We start from the raw sequence: 19,670 nt of genomic DNA on the forward strand, positions 1-19,670 counted from the left end.
AACAGGAATGCACAGCAGTGGACACCATCAGCATACGCGGCGCCCGCACTCATAATTTAAAAAACATCGATCTGGACTTGCCGCGCGACAAGTTGATCGTCATTACCGGCCTGTCCGGCTCCGGCAAATCATCGTTGGCGTTCGACACGATTTACGCCGAGGGCCAGCGCCGTTACGTCGAATCCTTGTCCGCCTACGCCCGCCAGTTCTTGTCGATGATGGAAAAACCCGACGTCGATCATATCGAAGGCTTGTCGCCGGCGATTTCCATCGAACAAAAATCGACCTCGCACAATCCGCGCTCCACGGTCGGCACCATCACCGAGATTTACGATTATCTGCGTCTACTTTATGCCAGAGTCGGGATTCCGCGCTGCCCGGAGCACGGCGTATCGCTGGAAGCACAAACCGTCAGCCAGATGGTTGATCAAGTGTTGGCCCAGCCGGAAGGCGAGCGCTGGATGCTGCTGGCGCCGGTGATCAACGACCGCAAAGGCGAGCACGTGTTGCTGCTGGAAGATTTGAAAGCCCAAGGCTTTTTACGCGCCCGCATCGACGGCGAAGTCTACGAGTTGGACGAGCCGCCTGCCCTGGATTTAAAGAAAAAACACACCATCGAAGTCATCGTCGACCGCTTCAAAATCCGTGATGACATCCAACTGCGCTTGGCCGAATCCTTCGAAACAGCGCTACGCTTATCCGAAGGCTTGGCAATTGCCGCATCGATGGAAAACGATCAGCAATTATTGTTCTCCGAACGTTACGCCTGCCCACATTGCGGCTACAGCCTCAGCGAACTAGAACCGCGTATTTTCTCGTTCAACAACCCGAAAGGCGCCTGCCCCAGTTGCGACGGTCTGGGCGTGCGCCAGCACTTCGATCCGCAATTGGTGGTGCACAATCCTGAGATCAGCCTGGCCGGCGGCGCGGTACGCGGCTGGGATCGGCGCAACGCATACTATTATCAAATTATTTGCGCCTTGGCCGAGCATTACAATTTCGATCCAGAAGCGCCGTTCTCGCATATACCTAAAGATGTACAGGGAGCAATTCTGTACGGCAGCGGCGAGGAAAAAATTAGCTTTACCTTTCAAATGGGCAACGGCAAACCCAAAACCAGCCGCCACGCCTTCGAAGGCATCATTCCCAATATGCAGCGCCGTTACCACGAGAGCGATTCGCAAATGGTCCGCGATGAATTGTCGAAATACCTAGCGCAACAAATTTGCGCGGTGTGCGACGGCGCAAGGTTAAACATTGGCGCCCGCAACGTGTTTGTCGATGAGCAACCTTTGCATTACGTCACCCGCTTGCCAATTAAACAAACCTTGGGCTTTTTTCAAGGCTTGAATATTCCCGGACACCGTGGCGAAATCGCCGCCAAAATCAACAAGGAAATTCAGGAACGCCTGGAGTTTTTAGTCAACGTGGGCTTGGATTATCTGACGCTGGACCGCAGCGCCGACACCTTATCCGGCGGCGAAGCGCAACGTATCAGGCTAGCCAGCCAGATCGGCGCCGGCCTGGTGGGCGTGATGTACGTGCTGGACGAACCGTCGATAGGTTTGCACCAACGCGACAACGAACGCCTACTGAACACGCTGTTTCGATTGCGCGATTTGGGCAACACCGTCATCGTGGTCGAGCACGACGAAGACGCGATCCGCGCCGCCGACCATGTGGTGGACATCGGTCCCGGTGCTGGCGTGCACGGCGGGCAGATTGTGTCGCAAGGCACACCGGCGCAAATACTGGCCGATCCCAATTCCTTGACCGGCCAGTATTTGTCCGGCGGCTTGAGCATAGACATTCCCAAGAAAACCACGCCGCGCGATCCAAGCAAACAAGTTACCATCCGCAAAGCCAGCGGCAACAATCTGCAAAATGTCGATGTCAGCTTTCCGGTGGGTTTGATGACTTGCGTGACGGGCGTCTCGGGTTCGGGTAAATCGACGTTGATCAACGATACGTTATACAGCCATGCCGCGCGGCTGATTAACGGCGCCAGTTGCATTCCAGCACCCTGCGAAGCGATTGAAGGTTTGGAACACTTCGACAAAGTAGTGGACATCGACCAAAGCCCCATCGGCCGCACCCCTCGCTCCAATCCGGCTACCTATACCGGCATCTTCACACCGGTGCGCGAGCTGTTCTCCGCGACGCCGGAGGCCCGCTCGCGCGGTTACACGCCGGGCCGTTTCAGCTTCAACGTCAAGGGCGGCCGCTGCGAAGCCTGCGCCGGCGACGGCGTGATTAAAGTAGAAATGCATTTTCTGCCGGACATCTTCGTGCCTTGCGACATCTGCCACGGCAAGCGCTATAACCGCGAGACCCTGGAAATCCGCTACAAAGGCAAGACCATCCACGAAGTGCTGGAAATGACCGTGGAAGACGCCACCCAATTCTTCTCGGCCATCCCCAGCCTGGCCCGCAAGCTGCAAACCTTGATCGACGTGGGATTGAGCTATATCACGCTGGGCCAGAACGCCGTAACTCTATCCGGCGGCGAGGCGCAACGGGTGAAACTGGCGAAGGAACTATCCAAACGCGACACCGGCACCACGTTGTACATCCTGGACGAGCCGACCACCGGTCTGCACTTTCATGACATAAAACAATTGCTGACCGTGTTGCACACCCTGCGCGACCACGGCAACACCGTAATCATCATTGAGCACAATCTGGACGTGATCAAAACCGCCGACTGGATTGTGGACATGGGCCCGGAAGGCGGCAGCGGCGGCGGCCTGCTGGTGGCGGAAGGTACGCCCAAGCAAATCGCCAAGCACAAAAGCTCGCATACCGGGACGTATTTGAAGCGGTTTTTTGCTTAGAGCCTGTTCACGATCTTTTCCCCTAGTTCCCACGCGCTGCGTGGTAACCGGAAAGCACCGCGCTGCGGTGCAAATAACCGCAACGCGGCCTAGCCACTCGTTCCAACGCAGCGCGTTGGAACGAGGAGAAAAGCTTATTCCAACCTAATCTGTAGAAGTAGGATTACTTTTGTCGTAAATAGTGTTTTTAAGATTCGCCGATTCGAAATTCAGTGCTTCGTGAAGATTTGTATTTTTCAGATTGGCGCCTTCGAAGTTTGCACCCGCAATATTCGCGTCTTTAAAGTTAGCCCCCTCTAGGTCTGCTTCTCTAAAGTTTGCGTTGATTAGAATTGCGCCTTCACAATTGACATATCTTAGAGACGCAAAGCCCAAATTTGATTCTTCAAGATGAGCTTCTACCAAACATGCGCCATCCATAAATGCTTCACAGAGCTCTGTGCCAGAAAAACTAGCATGTGACAAATCCGTTCCTTCAAAATCGGCTCCCCAGAAGAATTGCCCAAACAGCGCACTGGCTTCCAAATCCAAAAAGGCTAAAGAGCTAGAAAACAAATAGGGGCTGTTGCCGTTTCACATCGGTAACCATATAAATGCACAAGCCAGGGCGATAGCACCTTCAAAATTGCGTTTTAGTTTGTCATATCGGGTGGCAATAGCTCTAAAATGTTTCAGTCGCGCAAATACGTTTTCAACGAGGTGGCGATATTTATAGAGACACCAGTCCATTTCCTCATTCCCGACTATTGAATTTTGTTTTCTTGGGATGATGGGGACTGTGCCTTGGTCTCGAATTTGAATCCGTAACGGCTCGCTGTCATACCCTTTGTCTGCAATCATGTAGCCCGCCTGGGGGAGCTTGGCCACAAATTCCGGCGCTTCTTTGCAGTCATGTACTTCGCCCCCCGTAATCGAAAACTGGATGGGAAGTCCACCGGCATCAACCGCCATATGGATTTTGGTCGTGTTGCCTGCGACCGATTTCCCGATGGCTGTTGGATTTTCATGGGCGCCGCCGCTACTGTGTTGATGGGCTTTAATAATGCTGCCATCAATAAATAGCCATTCCAAATCAGGCTCAATCACTAGCGCCTGAAAGATACCCCTCAGCTTTTCTTGCAGTGACCAGGCATTGAAGCGCTTGTACACGGCATTCCACTTGCCAAAAGCGACGGGCAAGTCTCGCCAAGGGCAGCCAACACGCAAACGATAAAAAATCCCTTCGACCGTTTGCCGAAGACCGGGTTTGTCGTAAATGCTGAAACTCAACATAATCGTTTTTAGCTTTTCCCAGTGGGTATCTGTAAGCAGTTGGCGTGGCATTCGCTAGTTATCGTTTGATTGAAAACTCAATCAATATGGCTCGCCAATCGATTTTCAAAGGGATTATGACAAAATGGCAACAGCCCCTAATGCTTCCTCGGCATTGCAGGATTGCCTGAGCATTTCCTGAAAATTGCACAACCCCATCTTTTCCATCGGCATGCCATGAGAAAACACCGATTTTAATAACCGAATCAACATCACTTGCCATTGTTGAATTTGGTCTAAAGGTGCTAATGCAACCTGATCTGAAATAAACGAATCCAGGTAAAAATTAATTCCAGTCGGCCCGCAAATCTCAACCCAATGCACTAATGCCTGGCGCTCATCCCAACCTTCATCAGGATCTTCATCGTGAAGTAGTATTTGTTTGCAAACCCTATCCAGCATTCTGACGATGCGGCAAGCAGTCAAATATTCACCAAAGCTTTTGTGCGTAAACTCGAAGGTTTTATCGCCTTTAATTTCACCACTTTGCCGAAAATAAAATGCCGTTAACAGGCGAGTTACGCCTTTTTCAGCCCCCTCTTGAAACTCCTCTAAATAGCGATGAAGACTACCTTTTTGGCATCTTGTTTGGATGTTCTCGACCGTAGTAGTTCTACCGTCTTCATGCCAAATCGCTAACGCAATTTCTTCCAAGATTCGACAAAAGTTAGCAAAACTGAGATTACCGGTGCCTTGGTGTCGGCGATTATTGCCTTCATACTGACGCTCATATACAGCTTGTAATAAGTCTTGATAAACCAGATTTAAACTGGTGTCTGAATCAAATTCCAATTGCTGGCGCTGGTAGCTCAAGGCTACTAAATAATTTAGTAGAGGCCAGCAGGTTATTTCCGTGAGATTATCCCCGGACAAATTCTCCGGCATACACTGATAGTTTTTACCGCGGACTAGACCATATTTTTTCCACCAAATCTGACGCTGATCTTCATTCAGCAAATGTTGCACGTCTTGATACTGCTCTAGCTGTTTTTCCGGAACAAAGTACGGCAGAACGTGCCATATTTGTTTGGGCTGGCGGAGTTTATTGGCGTTAGCTTGCACTGCCAAATCGCGACCACTAATCAATATTTGCCGTTGCAATTTCTGCGCAGCGAAGTGATCGAGTTTACGTAACACTTCGTCGACAAATTCCAGCGCCACTTGCGCCGCCGCCTTACCTTGCATCGACAGCTCATCCAAACCATCGAAAATCACCAATAATCGACTCTCTCCCTCTTTGGCATCTAAAGGGTTGCCAACCAAATAGCGATTTTGATTGACAAAGCGCCCCACTGCATCAATCAAATCCGCAGATAGATCAAACAAGTGTAACGATATAAACAGAACTTTAATCCCAATGTGCTCGGCCACATGGGTGGCGAACATTTTACAGAACGACGATTTTCCGCAACCCGGGCCGCCACTAATCAACCGCACCGCATCATCAGCGTTAAAATGCTGTACCCACTGAGTTAACTCGGTCTGTAAATCAACCACGTGACGGGTAGTTTCAGACTTTTCATGGTCAAGAGCGCGGTGTTTGATTTCTTTGGGTGATTCTTCATAGTAAGCGCGCAACGGCACATAAACACTTTGCAGGCTGAAAGCCTCAGCAAACATGCGCTGATTAACTTGTTCGCGCAACCAAGCGCTGTAATGCAGCTATTGGCGTTGCTGTTGAGCTGCCTTGGTAAAAGGCGAATCGATTGCTGCGGTGATTGATACGTATCGTTCCGAATCTTTCAACCATTCGCTGTGTAGCGCTAATACAAATTTGTCGGGTAAGCGCTGAACCAGCGCTTGAGCTTGAATTTCCGGCAAACTCAAACCTGCTAGCCATTGCTGCATGGATTTACCGAATTCAGTCAGTAATGGCAATTGTTGCGGCTTGTGGAAAAACTCAGAGTCTATGCTGACGGTTAAACCATCGAGATGATCGGCAAGAATACCCGACAGGTTTTCTAGCGTTGAATCGTCAATAGAATTCTGGTTAAACAAATCCTGACTGTCATCTAGCAATTCCACTAGAGCCGCCGTGAATGCTCGGTAGATCAACAGCCACGCAAGTTGACCGGCTTTGTCATCAGATTTCAAATCAGTCAGAGCATCGGCTAAGGTCTCCGTCGCATCTTCCAATTCTCCTTGTACACCCTTGGCTAGGGATTTCGCTAATCCGAGGAAAAACTTTTTCGGTTCAATTTTTAGTGGCTTATTCCAGATTGAAACGGGCTTGCTGATGGTTAAACCGCGTTGAATATCCATTTTCTGTGTCGACAGTTGCAGAGAATAAAAACTAGGTTTTACCAAATTCTAGTATTCCGATCCACCAGCCTGTCGATTTGAATCCAAACTCGCTACCAACCGCCGCTTCTCGCTTTCGGCAATCATGGCCGATAAATCCTCGGCGGGGCGAACTTCCCAAGGCCCCATCTTGATTCCGGGGTGGTTGGATATCAATTGAATGGCGTGATTAATATCCGTCGCGTCCAAAATCAATAGTCCGCCCAACAGTTCTTTGGTTTCGGCGTAAGGGCCGTCGGTGCGGAAAACCTCGCCGTTTCGGTAACGCAGGGTGACCGCGGTGTTGGGGCCTTGCAGCCCTTCCCCGCTTACCCAATTGCCGTTTTTCTTCAGGACTGCATCGTAGATAAAGCAGGCATCGATCATGGCTAGTTGTTCGGTTTCCGGCTTACTAGTCCAGTTTTCGACGTCCAGGTAGCCGAAGCAAATGTATTTCATGGTTTTCTCCCAAGTTGGTTTATGAAGACAAGAAGGCTTTCGGCACATAATCGTTTGAGAAGCTTCCAAATCGACAACGGCTCGAAAAACTATTTTTCGATTATGCAAAGGCTATGGGGACCATTGACAGTCTTCATAGCCTGCATTGGCTTGATTAAGCTTTGGTCGCAACGATTCCTGTATCGGCTTTTACTTTAATTTAATCGCCCCAAATTCGGCGTAAACTAGCACCAAAATGGCTACCGAAACCGAACCCCCAACTACTCAGCGCATCGGAATCATCTCAGACACCCACGGCTTGCTCCGCCCCGAGGCGCTGGCGGCGTTGCAGGGTTGCGCGCGGATTATCCACGCCGGCGACATCGGCAAACAGGAGGTGTTGCAGCGGCTGAACGAGTTGGCACCAGTCACGGCGGTACGTGGTAACAACGATAAAGGTGCTTGGGCTGAGGAACTGCCGCTTAGCGCCAGTGTGACAGTTGAGCAAGCCTGCCTTTACGTGATTCACGATTTGACCGAGATGCGCATTGATCCAGTCGCGGCCGGGATTCGCGTCGTCATCTCCGGCCATTCGCATAAACCCTCGATTCAAGAACGCGATGGCGTGCTGTGTCTCAACCCCGGCAGCGCCGGTCCACGCCGGTTCAAATTGCCGATAGCCGTTGCCGAACTTGTCATCAGGGATACCGCAATCGAGGCGCGAATCGTCGAGCTGGCGGTTTGAAACCGATTGCAAGAATTTGTTATCGTTGCCACCTGCTGGATTGCCGGCGCACGATTCTCTTCCTTTTAATCGCTTTTTTTACTCTACAAGATTACCCCATGAGTTTTGATTTTAACGCTTACCTAAACCGCATCGGCATAGCCAAACCGGAGCCGACCCTCGCCGGGCTCAGCCAATTGCAACAGGCGCAACTCGGCGCTATTCCGTTCGAAAACATCAATCCGCTATTGGGCTTACTGCCCGAGTTGGAAACGGCGGCGTTGATGGAAAAAATCGTCGCCAATCGACGCGGCGGCTATTGTTTCGAATTGAACGGGTTGTTTGGACAGGCGCTGGATGCCTTGGGATTTGCGTATCAGCCGATTATGGCCAGAGTGCGAATGGGCCGTAACGAGGGCGGACCGCGCCTGCATTTGGCGTTTATCGTAGAGGCTGAAGGCGAATCGTGGCTGGTGGATGCCGGCTTCGGCGGGCCTAGCCACTATCGACCGTTGCGCCTGAATACCGAGCAGACGCAAAATCAGGACCACAACCGGTTTCGGTTGCGCCAGGAGGCGGAATCCGGAGAAACGGTGCTCGAACGGCTACAGGACGGCGAGTGGTTTGCCTTGTATAGTTTCGACCGCTCAAAAGTGCAACGCTGCGACCTGGACGCGGCCAACCTGGTATGCACAATCTGGGACCAATCGCTGCTGTCGCAAAATTTATTGATTTGCCGGAATACCGCCGAAGGCTGGGTACAATTGTTCAATACCCAGTTTTCAAGATGCCGCGCGGATGAGAAAATTAGCCATTCAATTGACAGTCAGGCGCAATTAAATGACTTGCTGGACGAGCAGTTTGATATAGCGCTCAACAGTGAGCAGTTGCGCCGCCTCGCCGAGCGCTTGGCATTAAACCGGGATAACTAAGCATTTGTCCGGCGGGTTTTATCGGCATTGCAGCGCCCTGTCTGAGCAGGTACTCGGCAAATTTGCCTATTTGTTCAAGCAAACTTGACGATTTATCCATCGCTCAAGATGTCTGAAACGGCTTTTGCTTGGAAATGGCGACACAACTGGCTAATACAAAGGTCGCGTGCTATCAGCAAGGCAAACTGGGTGTAAAAAAATGATTTTGGCATTCTCATACGTATGCTGTAGCAGGGAAAATTTATTTCCAAACTCGGCGAGCACTTTAAGGCAAGTCTTGTCGCGCGTTTATCGCACCCGTCGATGTGCGCTTACCCAAGGCCTCGGAGCCAAATTCAGTCCAGCACCAGGACTACATGCTAGTGAATTACTCTGCAGTTAACACAGCTTTTTGAAGAGCGTGACCAACCGTCAATACGGTTGCTAATTGTGAAGTAGGATTAACCGGCAGAGCAGTTTAGTGTGCTGCTGAGTACTGTCGTTTTTATACCAACCGGTACTCAATATCTCGCAGGCATAAAAAAAGGACTAGCGAATTAACGCAAGTCCTTGATTTAAATGGTGGCGATACCGGGGATCGAACCTGGAACCTCGGGGTTATGAATCCCGCGCTCTAACCGGATTGAGCTATATCGCCACTGGGAACAGCTTTGAAAAGACGCGCATTATAGGGCGCGTCTTTTCTATTGTCAAACATTGAAACGAAAGTGCATCACATCCCCATCCTGGACTTTATACTCTTTGCCTTCCAACCGCCATTTACCGGCATCTTTGGCACCTTGTTCGCCGCTATATGCGATGAAATCCGCATACGAGACAACTTCGGCGCGGATGAAACCTTTTTCGAAATCGGAATGGATTACGCCCGCCGCCTGCGGCGCGGTCGCATTGACCGGAATTGTCCAAGCCCTGACTTCCTTGACGCCAGCAGTGAAATACGTCGAGAGATTCAAGAGCTCGTAGCCGGCACGCACCACCCTGTTCAAGCCCGGCTCTTCCAAGCCCAAATCTTCGAGAAATTCTTTCTTTTCGTCTTCATCCAACTGCACGATCTCCGCTTCTATCGCGGCGCAGACGGCAACCACTTTGGAACCTTCCTTCTCGGCAAAAGCCTTGACCTTATCCAACATCGGGTTATTGTCGAATCCATCATCTTGGACGTTGGCAACATATAGAGTCGGTTTGATGGTGATCAGACATAATTCCTTGATAAGTTTAGCCTCGTCCTCGGTCAAGCCTAGAGTACGCACGGCTTCTCCGGCATTGAGGTGATCCAGCACCCGTTCCAGAACGTCTTTTCTCGCCAGTTCGTCCTTATTGCCAGACTTTGACGCTTTTGCGGCTTTTTGCAGCGCTCTCTCGACGGAAGACATGTCGGCCAGAGCCAATTCGGTATTGATGACTTCGATATCGTTAATCGGATCGACCTTGCCGGCAACATGAATCACATTGTCGTCTTCAAAACAGCGCACAACATGGACAATGGCATCGGTCTCGCGAATATTCCCCAGAAATTGGTTGCCCAGACCTTCGCCTTTCGAGGCACCCGCCACCAGGCCGGCTATATCGACAAACTCAATCGTGGTGGGCAACACCCGTTCCGGTTTGACGATTTCCGCGAGTTTATCCATGCGCGGATCAGGAACCGGGACGACGCCGACGTTAGGATCGATAGTGCAGAAAGGATAATTTTCGGCGGCGATAGTCGCTTTAGTAAGCGCGTTGAACAAAGTTGATTTACCGACGTTGGGCAGCCCAACGATTCCGCAGTGTAGTGCCATGAATTTTATACAGAAGGATAGTTTAACGGGAGCCGGATGAACCGGAAGAGTGCGGGCGCGATTATACAGAGAATTTAAGAATACGGCCGTGCCGATGCGAGAAGTAGCGCATCGCTTGCGAGCGATGCGCTATCGTTTGGTTATTTGACTTGCAAAACGCCGCCTTGACCGCTGCCGCCACCGCCTTGCACTTCTTGCGCCTTATAGTTTCTGAGCGACTGGACCATATTGTTATAAGCGTCAAAAAAGGCTGCCGCAGTCGCTATGCCTTCCGGAGTTCTGCTGTACATACCTATGCTGCCGCCCGCCGCGCCGGCAAAAAGCCCTCCCCATCCACCGAATGCGCCGCCGCCCGAGGTACTCATGTTATTTGCGGTGGCACTGCCTTGGGAAATGGCAATTTGCACCGTTGAACGAATATCGGTCAGGGTAAGCGCCACATCGGTGGTTCGAGTTTCCACGGCATGCGAAACTGCGCCGGCAATGGCGCCTAGACCGCCCAATCCGGCAGCGCCTAATCCGGCACCGATTAATCCGGCACCGATAGAGCCCTGTTGTCCGCCTGTCGATTCGTTAGCGACGATAATCTGCGGATCGAGTAGATAGTCAGCCGCAACACGTTGGCCTTTGTGTTGTTTTGAACCTGAGCGGTATTCTCCGGAGTTTCTTTGTTGATCGGTGATTCTATCCAGCATGGCACTGGTGCTCATATTGCCAATGCCGGTAATAATAAAACAATTGGATTGCTGTACCGCCAAGCGGATTAACGGATCAACCGTGGTAACCCCTGATGCACCCGAAAAACGCCCGTCGCTGACCGCCAAGGTACCCAATGGGCTTGCACAACGTTCCAACGACTTATTGGCGTTGACGCTGGTCGCGCCGCCGGCAGAACCAGAAACTAAATTTGAACTACCACCTGTCTGCAAGCCAGGCTGTTGCGCGCAGCCGGCAAAAGCAAAAACAGAGACCAGTAATGATAAATCTCGAATTGATTTAACGCTCATCCAAAAAACTCCAAAAAATTGCCATTCAGTTAATGGTGCCTAGCAAACTAAAAAATTCGAGCGATAATAGACCAAAACTTATAAAAAGAAAAAGGAAATACTCATGCATTCAAAAAAGCCTTTTTTGTCAACGCTATTTGTTTTATTCGTAGCGTTTGGCCTTGTCGCCTGTACACATCAAGAAAAACAAGTTAAGTCGGACACCATTAGAATTTGCGACGAAAATGGATGCGCGGACCGCCCGAAAGACTATGCCTCTTTTCAACCGGAGCCGGCGATGTCCGCCGAAGACAGCGCCAAAATCAAAGCACTTGAAGAACTGGCCGCAAACGATCCGCGCGCCGCTTACGATTTGGCGCTACGTTTCTTTAGAGCGGACGGCGTTCGTCAAGATACCTACAAGTCGATCAAATGGATGCGCGAAGCCGCCGAGAAAGGCAACTTCGATGCTCAAAAAGCACTGGGTAGGGTTTATTTGACTGGTCTTGGTGAAATGGGATCCGATCCGGGCGAGGCTGAAAAATGGTTGTCTATTACCGCCAACAAAGGCGACAAAGAAGCAAGCAGCTTACTTAAAGAAGCAGTAAAAGCGCGCCAATCGGAGCAAGCCGATTACCAATGGCGGAGACGATGGCAACAGATTTTTTATAACAACTGGTATTCCGGCTATCGCTACAATTGGTACTGGGGAACAGGACGCTGGTATTTGTATTATTGACCCTGCCCTTAAATGCCGTTCGCCAAAATGTACTTGAGGGCACTGAGCCCGTTGACAGTCACACCAGCTTGGGCTTCGACCAGCTCAGCCCGGACGGAATAACCGTTAATAAATAGGGCCGGATTAATACCAAGAATACGTAATTACCTAAAAATCAACTAGCGGACTGACAGACACTCCTGATGTCGTGCTGAGTGAGAAATTCAAATATTTTTAGTCACAACTTAAGGTTATGAATATCCCGAAGAACCATCCCAAATACTCTTACAACTGATCCGAGCAGGCTTCGCCGAATACTATCGTCTTATCTCGGCCGCTGGCTTTAGCTTGATACAACGCAGCATCGGCGTAATTAATCATTTGATCAATGTCTGGGGCTTGTTCGGATTGAATTAAATCGCTATTCAAGCAATATATGCCAATACTCAGGGTCAAATTAACCACCTCTTGATTGATAGACCATTCCAGGGTTTTGATTTCCTGACGAATGCGCTCCGCAAATGTTTTACCGCTATCGCAGCGGGTATTAGTAAAAATTGCTACAAACTCTTCGCCACCAAAACGTACCAGAATATCGGTATTACGCACTTGCCGCTTTAACGCTTTAGCTACACCGGTCAGCACTTGATCGCCGAACAAATGTCCGAAGCGATCATTAATGACTTTGAAATGATCGATGTCCATCACCAGCAAACAAAAACCGGTTTTGTAGCGCTTATGGTGAGCGATAACGACTTCGACTTGGTCATAAAAAAACCGCCGATTATGCAAGCCTGTTAACTGGTCATGCATGGACATACTGGCAAAATGATCTTTAAGTTGATTGGTTTCGGCAACCAAACTCTCCAACTCGGCCGTCCTGGAAGCAATTTGCTGTTCCATATGCTGAACCAGGCGCCTAGTGGTAATCAACTGACCAAGAATGTTTTTATAAACTTCCAACAAACGGATATGCCAATCGTTGAAATAATAGGCTTGCGGATGCGATACGTTTAAAACGCCAATCAGGGTGCGATTGAAAGTAAATACCGGCACACTGATAATTGAACCGGGCGATTGCTTCGAGTTTCCGGTTTTTTCGAATCGCTTATCTTCGTGGCAATTTTGACAATGCTGCAAAACACCGGTGGCCGCGGCAGCGCCAATCAAGCCTTCCCCTACTCTAAAGCGCAAAGAGCTATCCATATTTACTTCAGGAGCGCCAAGCTCGCCCGCACTAATGCCGGCAACATTGCTTAATAAGCCTTCGCTATCCACGATAAAAAAAGAGCACCGCTCCATATCTTGATATTGGATAAGGCTTGCCAAAGCTTGTCTGATAAGGGTTTTTTCATCATCGACTTGACAATCGATTTCGGATAACTGTTTCACTGCAGACAGCGCATTGACAAGATCTATCAGCAAATCCTGCACGCCGAAACCTGCCAGTTTCACATCTTGACTGTTTGCGCTAGGCTGGTTCATCAATTCCCCATGATGGCGGCAAGTTTTTGCATAGCGGGCTGATTTTCTGCCAGTTGTTCAGCAAGCTCTTGTATGTTACACAATGGACACTTAATCTGCCGGCATTCCGATTCAAACTCTTGCAGATTAATCGACTCCCCTGAAATCACGGTTACACTTAAGCGTTCACAAACCCTCAATAAAATCAGCAAGGGCAGTTCTATCCCTTCAAAGTCCTTATTTTCATAATTGTCTAATAGCACTTGGTACAAAACCGGCAAATGCCATTTACGCAATAAAAAATGACCGATTTGATAATGGCTCTGGCCCATTTGTCGAGAAATTCCCTGACTTACAGGCAAACCCGTTTTTTTGCATTCGACAAACACTTCATGCAGCTCTTCCGGCTGCAAATAGCCGAGCACCAATATGCCGATATTAAGAAGTAATCCACCGGAATAAATTGTCGATGGCGTAAATGCTCGCAATTGCGGAATTTCGATCGCCAGTTTTTGGGCGGATACCGCGGTGGTTAATGAGCGTATCCAAAAATACTCGGCGTCGAAACCTTGGCATTTGCGCGTATCAAATTGGACATTAAAAATAATTGCCTGTGCCAAAGCCTTCACCAAATCCAGACCCAAGACCTGAAAAATAGCGGTGCGAATATCTGAGACATTTCTGCCACGGGCGAAATAGGCCGAATTTGCTAATCCAAGCAATCTAGCAACTAAACCAGGCGATAACGATAAGGCATCCGCCAACTTTTCTATGGGTATGTCCGGCGTATTGATGACATCCAGAATTCGCAGACTCGCCTCGGGCAAAACCGGCAAGTTTTTCAGCGAACCGATTTGCAGTTCAATTGTTTGCTTCACACCGGCATTCATCAACCATGACCATAACCTGAAATAATTAAACAAACCGAGAGTTTGCGGTAATCGTCGTTACTCATTGCATCTTTTGGAATTATCATCGATTGACACCTCCCTTCATCGTGCACCCAATGCAGTGCGATCAGTAATCCACTTACCACAGTTGACGCTTGAATCTCGATAGAACTGTAGTGGTCGCCCGTTCCAAGCAGCGACCATCCATACTGAGGAGTATAGCGCAGATAAGTAACATCAATTTTGCCGAATGCCATATTGTTTCGCCAGCTTAGTAATACCAGCATCGTCAGCAAATATTTGTATGGCGAAGGTAGCGCGTTTAGCCAACATGCCGCCAGCGCCGCGCTGTGAATAGCGCTAACAACGAATCTCAGCGCCTTCGAGCGCTCCACTTTAAAATTCATGCTCTGTTCAAGATTTTTCGACACAATCGCTGCACCTTTTTCGAGCTAAGGTAAACTACCCTGCTAAATTATGTTCATGTATTCCTACAAACGTTGCCGCCATGCTTGAAGACCGCACAAATCACACAAACGCTTTTAGCGAACCCAATGCACTTGCTTTATCCAAAAAAATTTTCGCGTCCACCGGTCTTAGCCTTATAGAAGTCAGCGGTCAGGATGCCGCAAAACTGTTACAAGGCCAGCTGACGTGCAATATTAATGATTTATCGGCATCGCAAGCCAGTATAGCCGGATTCTGTAACGCCAAGGGCCGAGTCATCAGTACACTGTTGGTAGTTAAATCGCCAGCGTCTTTTTACCTGATATTGCCTGCGGATTTGCTCGACACGGTGTTAAAAAAATTGCGGATGTACGTATTGCGTGCCGATGTAACATTGCAGGATCAAACTGGAAACATGCATATTTTGGGCATATCGGGTTTTGCGCCTGAGATAGACGCTCCAACAGGCAATTTCGCTGTAGGGCAAATACCGTTAACGACCATTAAACTACCTGGCGCCCCGCGTTATTTGACACTGGGTACACCTGATCAGATCGATGAATTTGCCGGATTACTCAGTAGCCGATACGATTTCGAATCCGGCTGCCTGGACGAGTGGCGTTATCAAGACATCTCCACTGCCCTACCCTGGTTCGATATTAACCAATCGGAACAGCACATACCGCAGATGTTGGGTATTGACCAACTTGGCGGCATCAGTTTTAGTAAAGGCTGCTACACAGGCCAAGAAATCGTGGCTCGCAGCCACTATCTGGGCAAAGTTAAACGCGCGCTGTTTATCGCCGAGTGTCAGCCCTCAGCCAGCGGCGTGGTTAATGGCTGCAAGGTGTTAGACGGTATTTCTCAGCAAAGCATGGGGTGCGTATTGGCTAACGCGGTCTGGTCCGAAATAAACCGGGCGCTGGTGGTCTTGCAAATAGTTGATGGACTGCCAAAAAACCTTATACTTGATGACGACTATCGGACGCCAATCGCGATAATTTCGGATCAATAGCGGAAATTCAATCCATGCAATTCAAATCTGTTCAAGACTTTTTAGTCCATGTGCAAGCGGAACTGGACGCCAACCGATTAATCCTGCCTACCTTACCGGATGTAGCCATCAAAGTCCGCGATGCTGTGAGTAAAGGCGATGCCACCGCGCAAAGCCTGGCCGAGATCATCGCAACCGACGCCGCCATTTCCGCCCGTTTGATACAAGTGGCCAACAGCCCTCTGTATCGCGGCACCATGGAAATCAAAAATATTCAAATGGCCGTAACCCGGCTCGGTAACAACACTATTCGCACGCTGATTACCAGCTTGATCATGCAGCAAATGTTCACGCCCACCACGGCTTTACTAGAAGGTTATTTCCGCAGCACTTGGGAGCAAGGCGTGAACGTCTCGGCGATCAGTCGGGCGTTGGCCGCTTTTGTGCCGCATTTAAACGCCGACGAAGCGATGCTGGCTGGGCTCATCCATCAAATCGGTAAATTACCGATACTGACGCTGGTTGAAAAAATTCCGGAGTTTAGAGACAGCCCATCCCGTTTGGATAAGTTATTGGAAAAAGCCCACCCGCATGTTGGCAAACTGATCATGAACACCTGGAATTTCCCGGAAGAACTGAAACTGGTGCCGTCCGAATATGTGGATTTTCAGCGCGACTCCGGAGCCAAGGCCGATTACGTCGATTTAGTGCAAGTCGCATTTTTGCAAAGCATCGCCGGCACCGACCATCCAGCCTGCCGCGTCGACTGGAACACCGTACCCGCTTTTGTGAAACTGGGCATACAGCCTGATACCGAAATTCTGGAAATTGAAGGGGTCTCTGAAGAGATCGAACTCGCCCATTCAATGTTCCTTTGAGAATTGAAAGCACATGATAGACGCCCAAGACGCCGCCCGTTTTCGCCGCTTAGGCACACTGACCATCTTTGCTGTGTATTTCGTAATTCTGGTTGGCGGCATCGTCCGCGCCTCAGGAGCCGGCATGGGCTGCCCGGATTGGCCGACCTGCTTCGGGCAATGGGTGCCACCGACCCACGAGTCGCAATTGCCGGCTAATTATCACGAAATTTATGCGGCACGCGGTTATGAAAACACCGCCTTCAATCCGGTAAAAACCTGGACCGAATACACCAATCGCCTGGTCGGCGTGACGATTGGTTTTCTGATTTTTCTCACCGCCTGGACGTCGCGGGTTTATCTGAAAGCCGACAAAGCCATCTTTTACTTAGCGTTATCGGTATTCTTGCTGGTCGGATTTCAGGGGTGGCTGGGTTCGGCCGTGGTAGCGAGTAACTTAAAGCCCTTGATGATAACGCTGCACATGTTGTTGGCCTTATTTATCGTCGCGCTGCTCATATACGCGATTGCCAGATCGCAAAAACCCCTACTGCAAGCCATCGACAGCCATTGGCTAACGCCGCGATTTGCTTTGGTTTTAAAAATTGCCATGGCAATGACTTTGCTGCAAGTAGCAATGGGCACCCAAGTCAGGGAAGCGGTCGATTACATTGCTCATGAGCACAGCTATATCGACAGGCAATATTGGCGCGATAGTTTCCCGATCATTTTTTATATTCACCGCTCTTTTTCATCAGTCATTTTGTTCACCAACCTCTGGCTGGCCTGGCAAATTTATCAACAAGCCGACAAACAGAGCCTGCTGTTGCGCACGGCTTACGTTTTAGTAGGATTGATCGTTACCGCCATTTTGGCTGGCGTCAGCCTGGACAGACTGGGATTTCCCGCCGTCGCTCAACCGGTACATCTGTTGATGGCTAATCTGATTTTTGGCGCGCAATTTTTCATCTTTATTTGCTTAAATTACTCGTCCAGAAAAGCAAACTGAACAAGCCAGGATTTTACGGTAATTATCAATAAGTTAAGCAATATCAGACTAAGTTGCGATACAATGCCGGGCATAGCTAGCCCATGGCCGGCAACTCTCTTTTTTTCTACAGGTATTATTAATGTCCGACGCCCCTTCCTCCGCCACGCCTTCCTTTAAAGATTTATCGCTTTCAGACACCATTTTAAAAGCGCTGAAAAGTGTCGGTTACGAAACCCCTTCTCCGATTCAAGCACAGATTATTCCGTTCGTCATGGCTGGTCGCGACGTGTTGGGCCAAGCCCAAACCGGTACGGGTAAAACAGCTGCATTCGCCTTGCCGATTTTGTCGCGTATTAATCTCAATCAAAAAGACCCGCAAGCTTTGGTACTAGCTCCTACGCGCGAATTGGCGATACAGGTTGCCGAGGCTTTCCAAAGTTATGCCGCCCATATCAAAGGCTTTCACGTCTTGCCAATCTACGGCGGCCAGGATTACACCAGCCAGCTACGCCAATTGAATCGCGGTGCGCATGTCGTAGTGGGTACACCGGGACGAGTCATGGACCACATGCGCCGCGGCACACTGAAACTGGACCAACTCAGCACCCTGGTGTTAGACGAAGCCGACGAAATGTTGCGGATGGGCTTTATCGATGACGTGGAATGGATTCTGGAGCAAACCCCATCGACGCGCCAAACCGCGCTGTTCTCGGCCACCATGCCGACCGAAATTCGCAAAATTGCGCAGAAATACCTGAACAACCCCGAACAAGTCACCATCAAGGTTAAAACCGCCACCGCCGCCAATATTCGCCAACGCTACTGGTTTGTCAGCGGTGTGCACAAAATGGATGCGCTGACCCGTATTCTGGAAGCGGAAAACTTCGACGGCATGATCATCTTCGTCAGAACCAAAACCGCTACCATCGAAGTCGCGGAAAAATTGGAAGCACGCGGTTTTTCAGCATCGGCGATCAACGGCGACATGTCGCAAGCCTTGCGCGAGCGGGCTATCGATAATCTGAAAAGCGGTAAACTGGATATTCTGATCGCCACGGACGTTGCGGCCCGTGGTCTGGACGTGGATCGTATCACCCATGTCGTCAATTACGACATCCCTTACGACACCGAATCTTATATCCATCGTATCGGCCGTACCGGTCGTGCCGGCCGCACCGGCGACGCGATTTTGTTTGTCTCGCCGCGCGAAAAACGCCTGCTGGCCAATATCGAGCAAGCCACGAAACAAAAAGTCGAAGAAATGCAGTTGCCTTCCACCGACTTTATCAACAACGCCCGCATCAACCGTTTCAAACAGCGGATTACCGATACACTGGCCGGCGAGGAACTCAGCTTTTACAACCAATTAATCAACCAATATCAGGTTGAGCATAATGTCCCGGCACTTGACATTGCAGCGGCGTTAGCCAAGTTATTGCAAGGCGATACACCTTTGCTGATGAAAGAACCCAGCAGAAAACCGCGTAAAGACGCCGAGGAAAAAGGCCGTTCCGACCGCAATGATCGTGGTGATCGTGGGCCGAGACGGGAAAAAGGTCGCGTCGGCGCGGTAGAAATGGAAACCTTCCGCATCGAAGTAGGCCATGCCGACGGCGTGAAACCAGGCAATATCGTCGGGGCTATCGCCAACGAAACCGGTATAGACGGCGATCATATCGCCCGCATCAAAATCGAGGAGCACTACAGCACCGTAGAACTGCCCGCCGGCATGCCCAAAGACTTGTTCCAGGCCCTGAAAAAAGTCCGGGTAGTCGGTAAACCTTTGGATATATCCAAATTCGACCCGGCTTTGGTGAAAAAAGACAAAAGTAAAAAACGGGTCGGCTCACCATCAAGACGCGGCAAAAATAAAGACCAAGCCGAATAATCGTCCCCTCGGAATGGACTACAAAGGCTTAGGTTGGAAAACCTAAGCCTTTTTTATTGCCTTGCGGCTTGCAATGCCAAACTTGCGCCGTACACAAGTTCATCGAATTGCACCGGCTCTCTACGACTGGACTAT

General features: G+C 49.9%; 18 protein-coding genes and 1 tRNA gene. 8 read left to right on the forward strand and 11 right to left on the reverse strand.

Annotated features, from left to right (window positions below; genetic code table 11):
- Positions 1–17: 17 nt before the first annotated feature.
- Positions 18–2,834 (forward strand): excinuclease ABC subunit UvrA, encoded by a 2,817-nt coding sequence (gene uvrA / locus ACWAU0_RS20140; RefSeq protein ID WP_458137711.1) that lies wholly within the window; start codon positions 18–20, stop codon positions 2,832–2,834.
- A gap of 144 nt (positions 2,835–2,978) precedes the next feature.
- Here uvrA and ACWAU0_RS20145 read toward each other — a convergent pair whose 3' ends face one another.
- The 5 genes from ACWAU0_RS20145 to ACWAU0_RS20165 all read right to left on the reverse strand — a co-directional run bounded on the left by ACWAU0_RS20145 (position 2,979) and on the right by ACWAU0_RS20165 (position 6,884).
- Positions 2,979–3,359 carry a pentapeptide repeat-containing protein gene (locus tag ACWAU0_RS20145; protein WP_494521985.1) on the reverse strand — a complete coding sequence of 127 codons (381 nt, stop codon included), beginning with the start codon at positions 3,357–3,359 and terminating at the stop codon, positions 2,979–2,981.
- A 48-nt stretch (positions 3,360–3,407) separates the two neighbouring features.
- Positions 3,408–4,157: an IS5 family transposase gene (locus ACWAU0_RS20150; protein WP_129871393.1), complete on the reverse strand. Its 750-nt coding sequence runs from the start codon at positions 4,155–4,157 to the stop codon at positions 3,408–3,410.
- 63 nt (positions 4,158–4,220) lie between these two features.
- Positions 4,221–5,789 carry an NACHT domain-containing protein gene (locus tag ACWAU0_RS20155; RefSeq protein WP_458137713.1) on the reverse strand — a complete coding sequence of 523 codons (1,569 nt, stop codon included), beginning with the start codon at positions 5,787–5,789 and terminating at the stop codon, positions 4,221–4,223.
- Positions 5,790–5,807: 18 nt separating this feature from the next.
- The gene (locus ACWAU0_RS20160; protein WP_458137714.1) at positions 5,808–6,407 is read right to left on the reverse strand and encodes a hypothetical protein; all 600 of its coding nucleotides are present in this window, start codon (positions 6,405–6,407) and stop codon (positions 5,808–5,810) included.
- A 48-nt stretch (positions 6,408–6,455) separates the two neighbouring features.
- Entirely contained in the window at positions 6,456–6,884 is a 429-nt protein-coding gene (locus ACWAU0_RS20165) for a YciI family protein (RefSeq protein WP_458137715.1), read from the reverse strand.
- Positions 6,885–7,119: 235 nt separating this feature from the next.
- On the opposite strand from ACWAU0_RS20165, the gene ACWAU0_RS20170 reads away from it, so the two are divergent.
- Together ACWAU0_RS20170 and ACWAU0_RS20175 are read left to right on the forward strand one after the other, a co-directional pair.
- Positions 7,120–7,608, forward strand: coding sequence for a metallophosphoesterase family protein (locus ACWAU0_RS20170; RefSeq protein ID WP_458137716.1), 489 nt, complete (start codon positions 7,120–7,122; stop codon positions 7,606–7,608).
- A 98-nt stretch (positions 7,609–7,706) separates the two neighbouring features.
- A complete protein-coding gene (locus ACWAU0_RS20175) occupies positions 7,707–8,519 on the forward strand; it encodes an arylamine N-acetyltransferase family protein (RefSeq protein ID WP_458137717.1) in 813 nt (270 codons plus the stop codon).
- 559 nt (positions 8,520–9,078) lie between these two features.
- On the opposite strand, the gene ACWAU0_RS20180 is transcribed toward ACWAU0_RS20175, so the two are convergent.
- The 3 genes from ACWAU0_RS20180 to ACWAU0_RS20190 all read right to left on the reverse strand — a co-directional run bounded on the left by ACWAU0_RS20180 (position 9,079) and on the right by ACWAU0_RS20190 (position 11,307).
- Positions 9,079–9,156 (reverse strand) — tRNA-Met (locus ACWAU0_RS20180).
- Between the two features lie 52 nt (positions 9,157–9,208).
- Positions 9,209–10,300: a redox-regulated ATPase YchF gene (ychF, locus tag ACWAU0_RS20185; RefSeq protein WP_171695057.1), complete on the reverse strand. Its 1,092-nt coding sequence runs from the start codon at positions 10,298–10,300 to the stop codon at positions 9,209–9,211.
- Between the two features lie 140 nt (positions 10,301–10,440).
- Complete coding sequence (locus ACWAU0_RS20190) at positions 10,441–11,307, reverse strand: hypothetical protein (protein WP_192395307.1); 867 nt, start codon at positions 11,305–11,307, stop codon at positions 10,441–10,443.
- 277 nt (positions 11,308–11,584) lie between these two features.
- Here ACWAU0_RS20190 and ACWAU0_RS20195 point away from each other — a divergent pair, with 277 nt between their 5' ends.
- On the forward strand, positions 11,585–12,025 hold the full coding sequence (locus ACWAU0_RS20195) for a tetratricopeptide repeat protein (protein ID WP_445369555.1): 441 nt from the start codon (positions 11,585–11,587) through the stop codon (positions 12,023–12,025).
- A 264-nt stretch (positions 12,026–12,289) separates the two neighbouring features.
- On the opposite strand, the gene ACWAU0_RS20200 is transcribed toward ACWAU0_RS20195, so the two are convergent.
- From ACWAU0_RS20200 to ACWAU0_RS20210, 3 genes are read right to left on the reverse strand one after another with little or no spacing between them, the layout of a single operon-like run.
- Positions 12,290–13,489 carry a sensor domain-containing diguanylate cyclase gene (locus tag ACWAU0_RS20200; protein WP_445369556.1) on the reverse strand — a complete coding sequence of 400 codons (1,200 nt, stop codon included), beginning with the start codon at positions 13,487–13,489 and terminating at the stop codon, positions 12,290–12,292.
- Entirely contained in the window at positions 13,489–14,358 is an 870-nt protein-coding gene (locus ACWAU0_RS20205; RefSeq protein WP_458137718.1) for an HDOD domain-containing protein, read from the reverse strand. The genes ACWAU0_RS20200 and ACWAU0_RS20205 overlap by 1 nt, the downstream gene beginning before the upstream one ends.
- Positions 14,358–14,765 (reverse strand): protein YgfX, encoded by a 408-nt coding sequence (locus ACWAU0_RS20210; RefSeq protein ID WP_445369558.1) that lies wholly within the window; start codon positions 14,763–14,765, stop codon positions 14,358–14,360. Before ACWAU0_RS20210 ends, ACWAU0_RS20205 begins: the two co-directional genes overlap by 1 nt.
- A 101-nt stretch (positions 14,766–14,866) precedes the next feature.
- Between ACWAU0_RS20210 and ygfZ the strand changes: the two genes are divergently transcribed.
- The 4 genes from ygfZ (at position 14,867) to ACWAU0_RS20230 (ending at position 19,535) form a co-directional block, all read left to right on the forward strand.
- The gene (ygfZ, locus tag ACWAU0_RS20215) at positions 14,867–15,820 is read left to right on the forward strand and encodes a CAF17-like 4Fe-4S cluster assembly/insertion protein YgfZ (RefSeq protein WP_458137719.1); all 954 of its coding nucleotides are present in this window, start codon (positions 14,867–14,869) and stop codon (positions 15,818–15,820) included.
- 14 nt (positions 15,821–15,834) lie between these two features.
- Positions 15,835–16,677: an HDOD domain-containing protein gene (locus ACWAU0_RS20220; protein WP_171695051.1), complete on the forward strand. Its 843-nt coding sequence runs from the start codon at positions 15,835–15,837 to the stop codon at positions 16,675–16,677.
- Between the two features lie 13 nt (positions 16,678–16,690).
- Positions 16,691–17,665, forward strand: coding sequence for a COX15/CtaA family protein (locus tag ACWAU0_RS20225; protein ID WP_458137720.1), 975 nt, complete (start codon positions 16,691–16,693; stop codon positions 17,663–17,665).
- A gap of 121 nt (positions 17,666–17,786) precedes the next feature.
- Entirely contained in the window at positions 17,787–19,535 is a 1,749-nt protein-coding gene (locus tag ACWAU0_RS20230) for a DEAD/DEAH box helicase (RefSeq protein WP_319961482.1), read from the forward strand.
- The last annotated feature ends 135 nt before the right edge of the window (positions 19,536–19,670 follow it).

The sequence above is a fragment of the Methylomonas sp. Uni0009 genome (assembly GCF_054188105.3).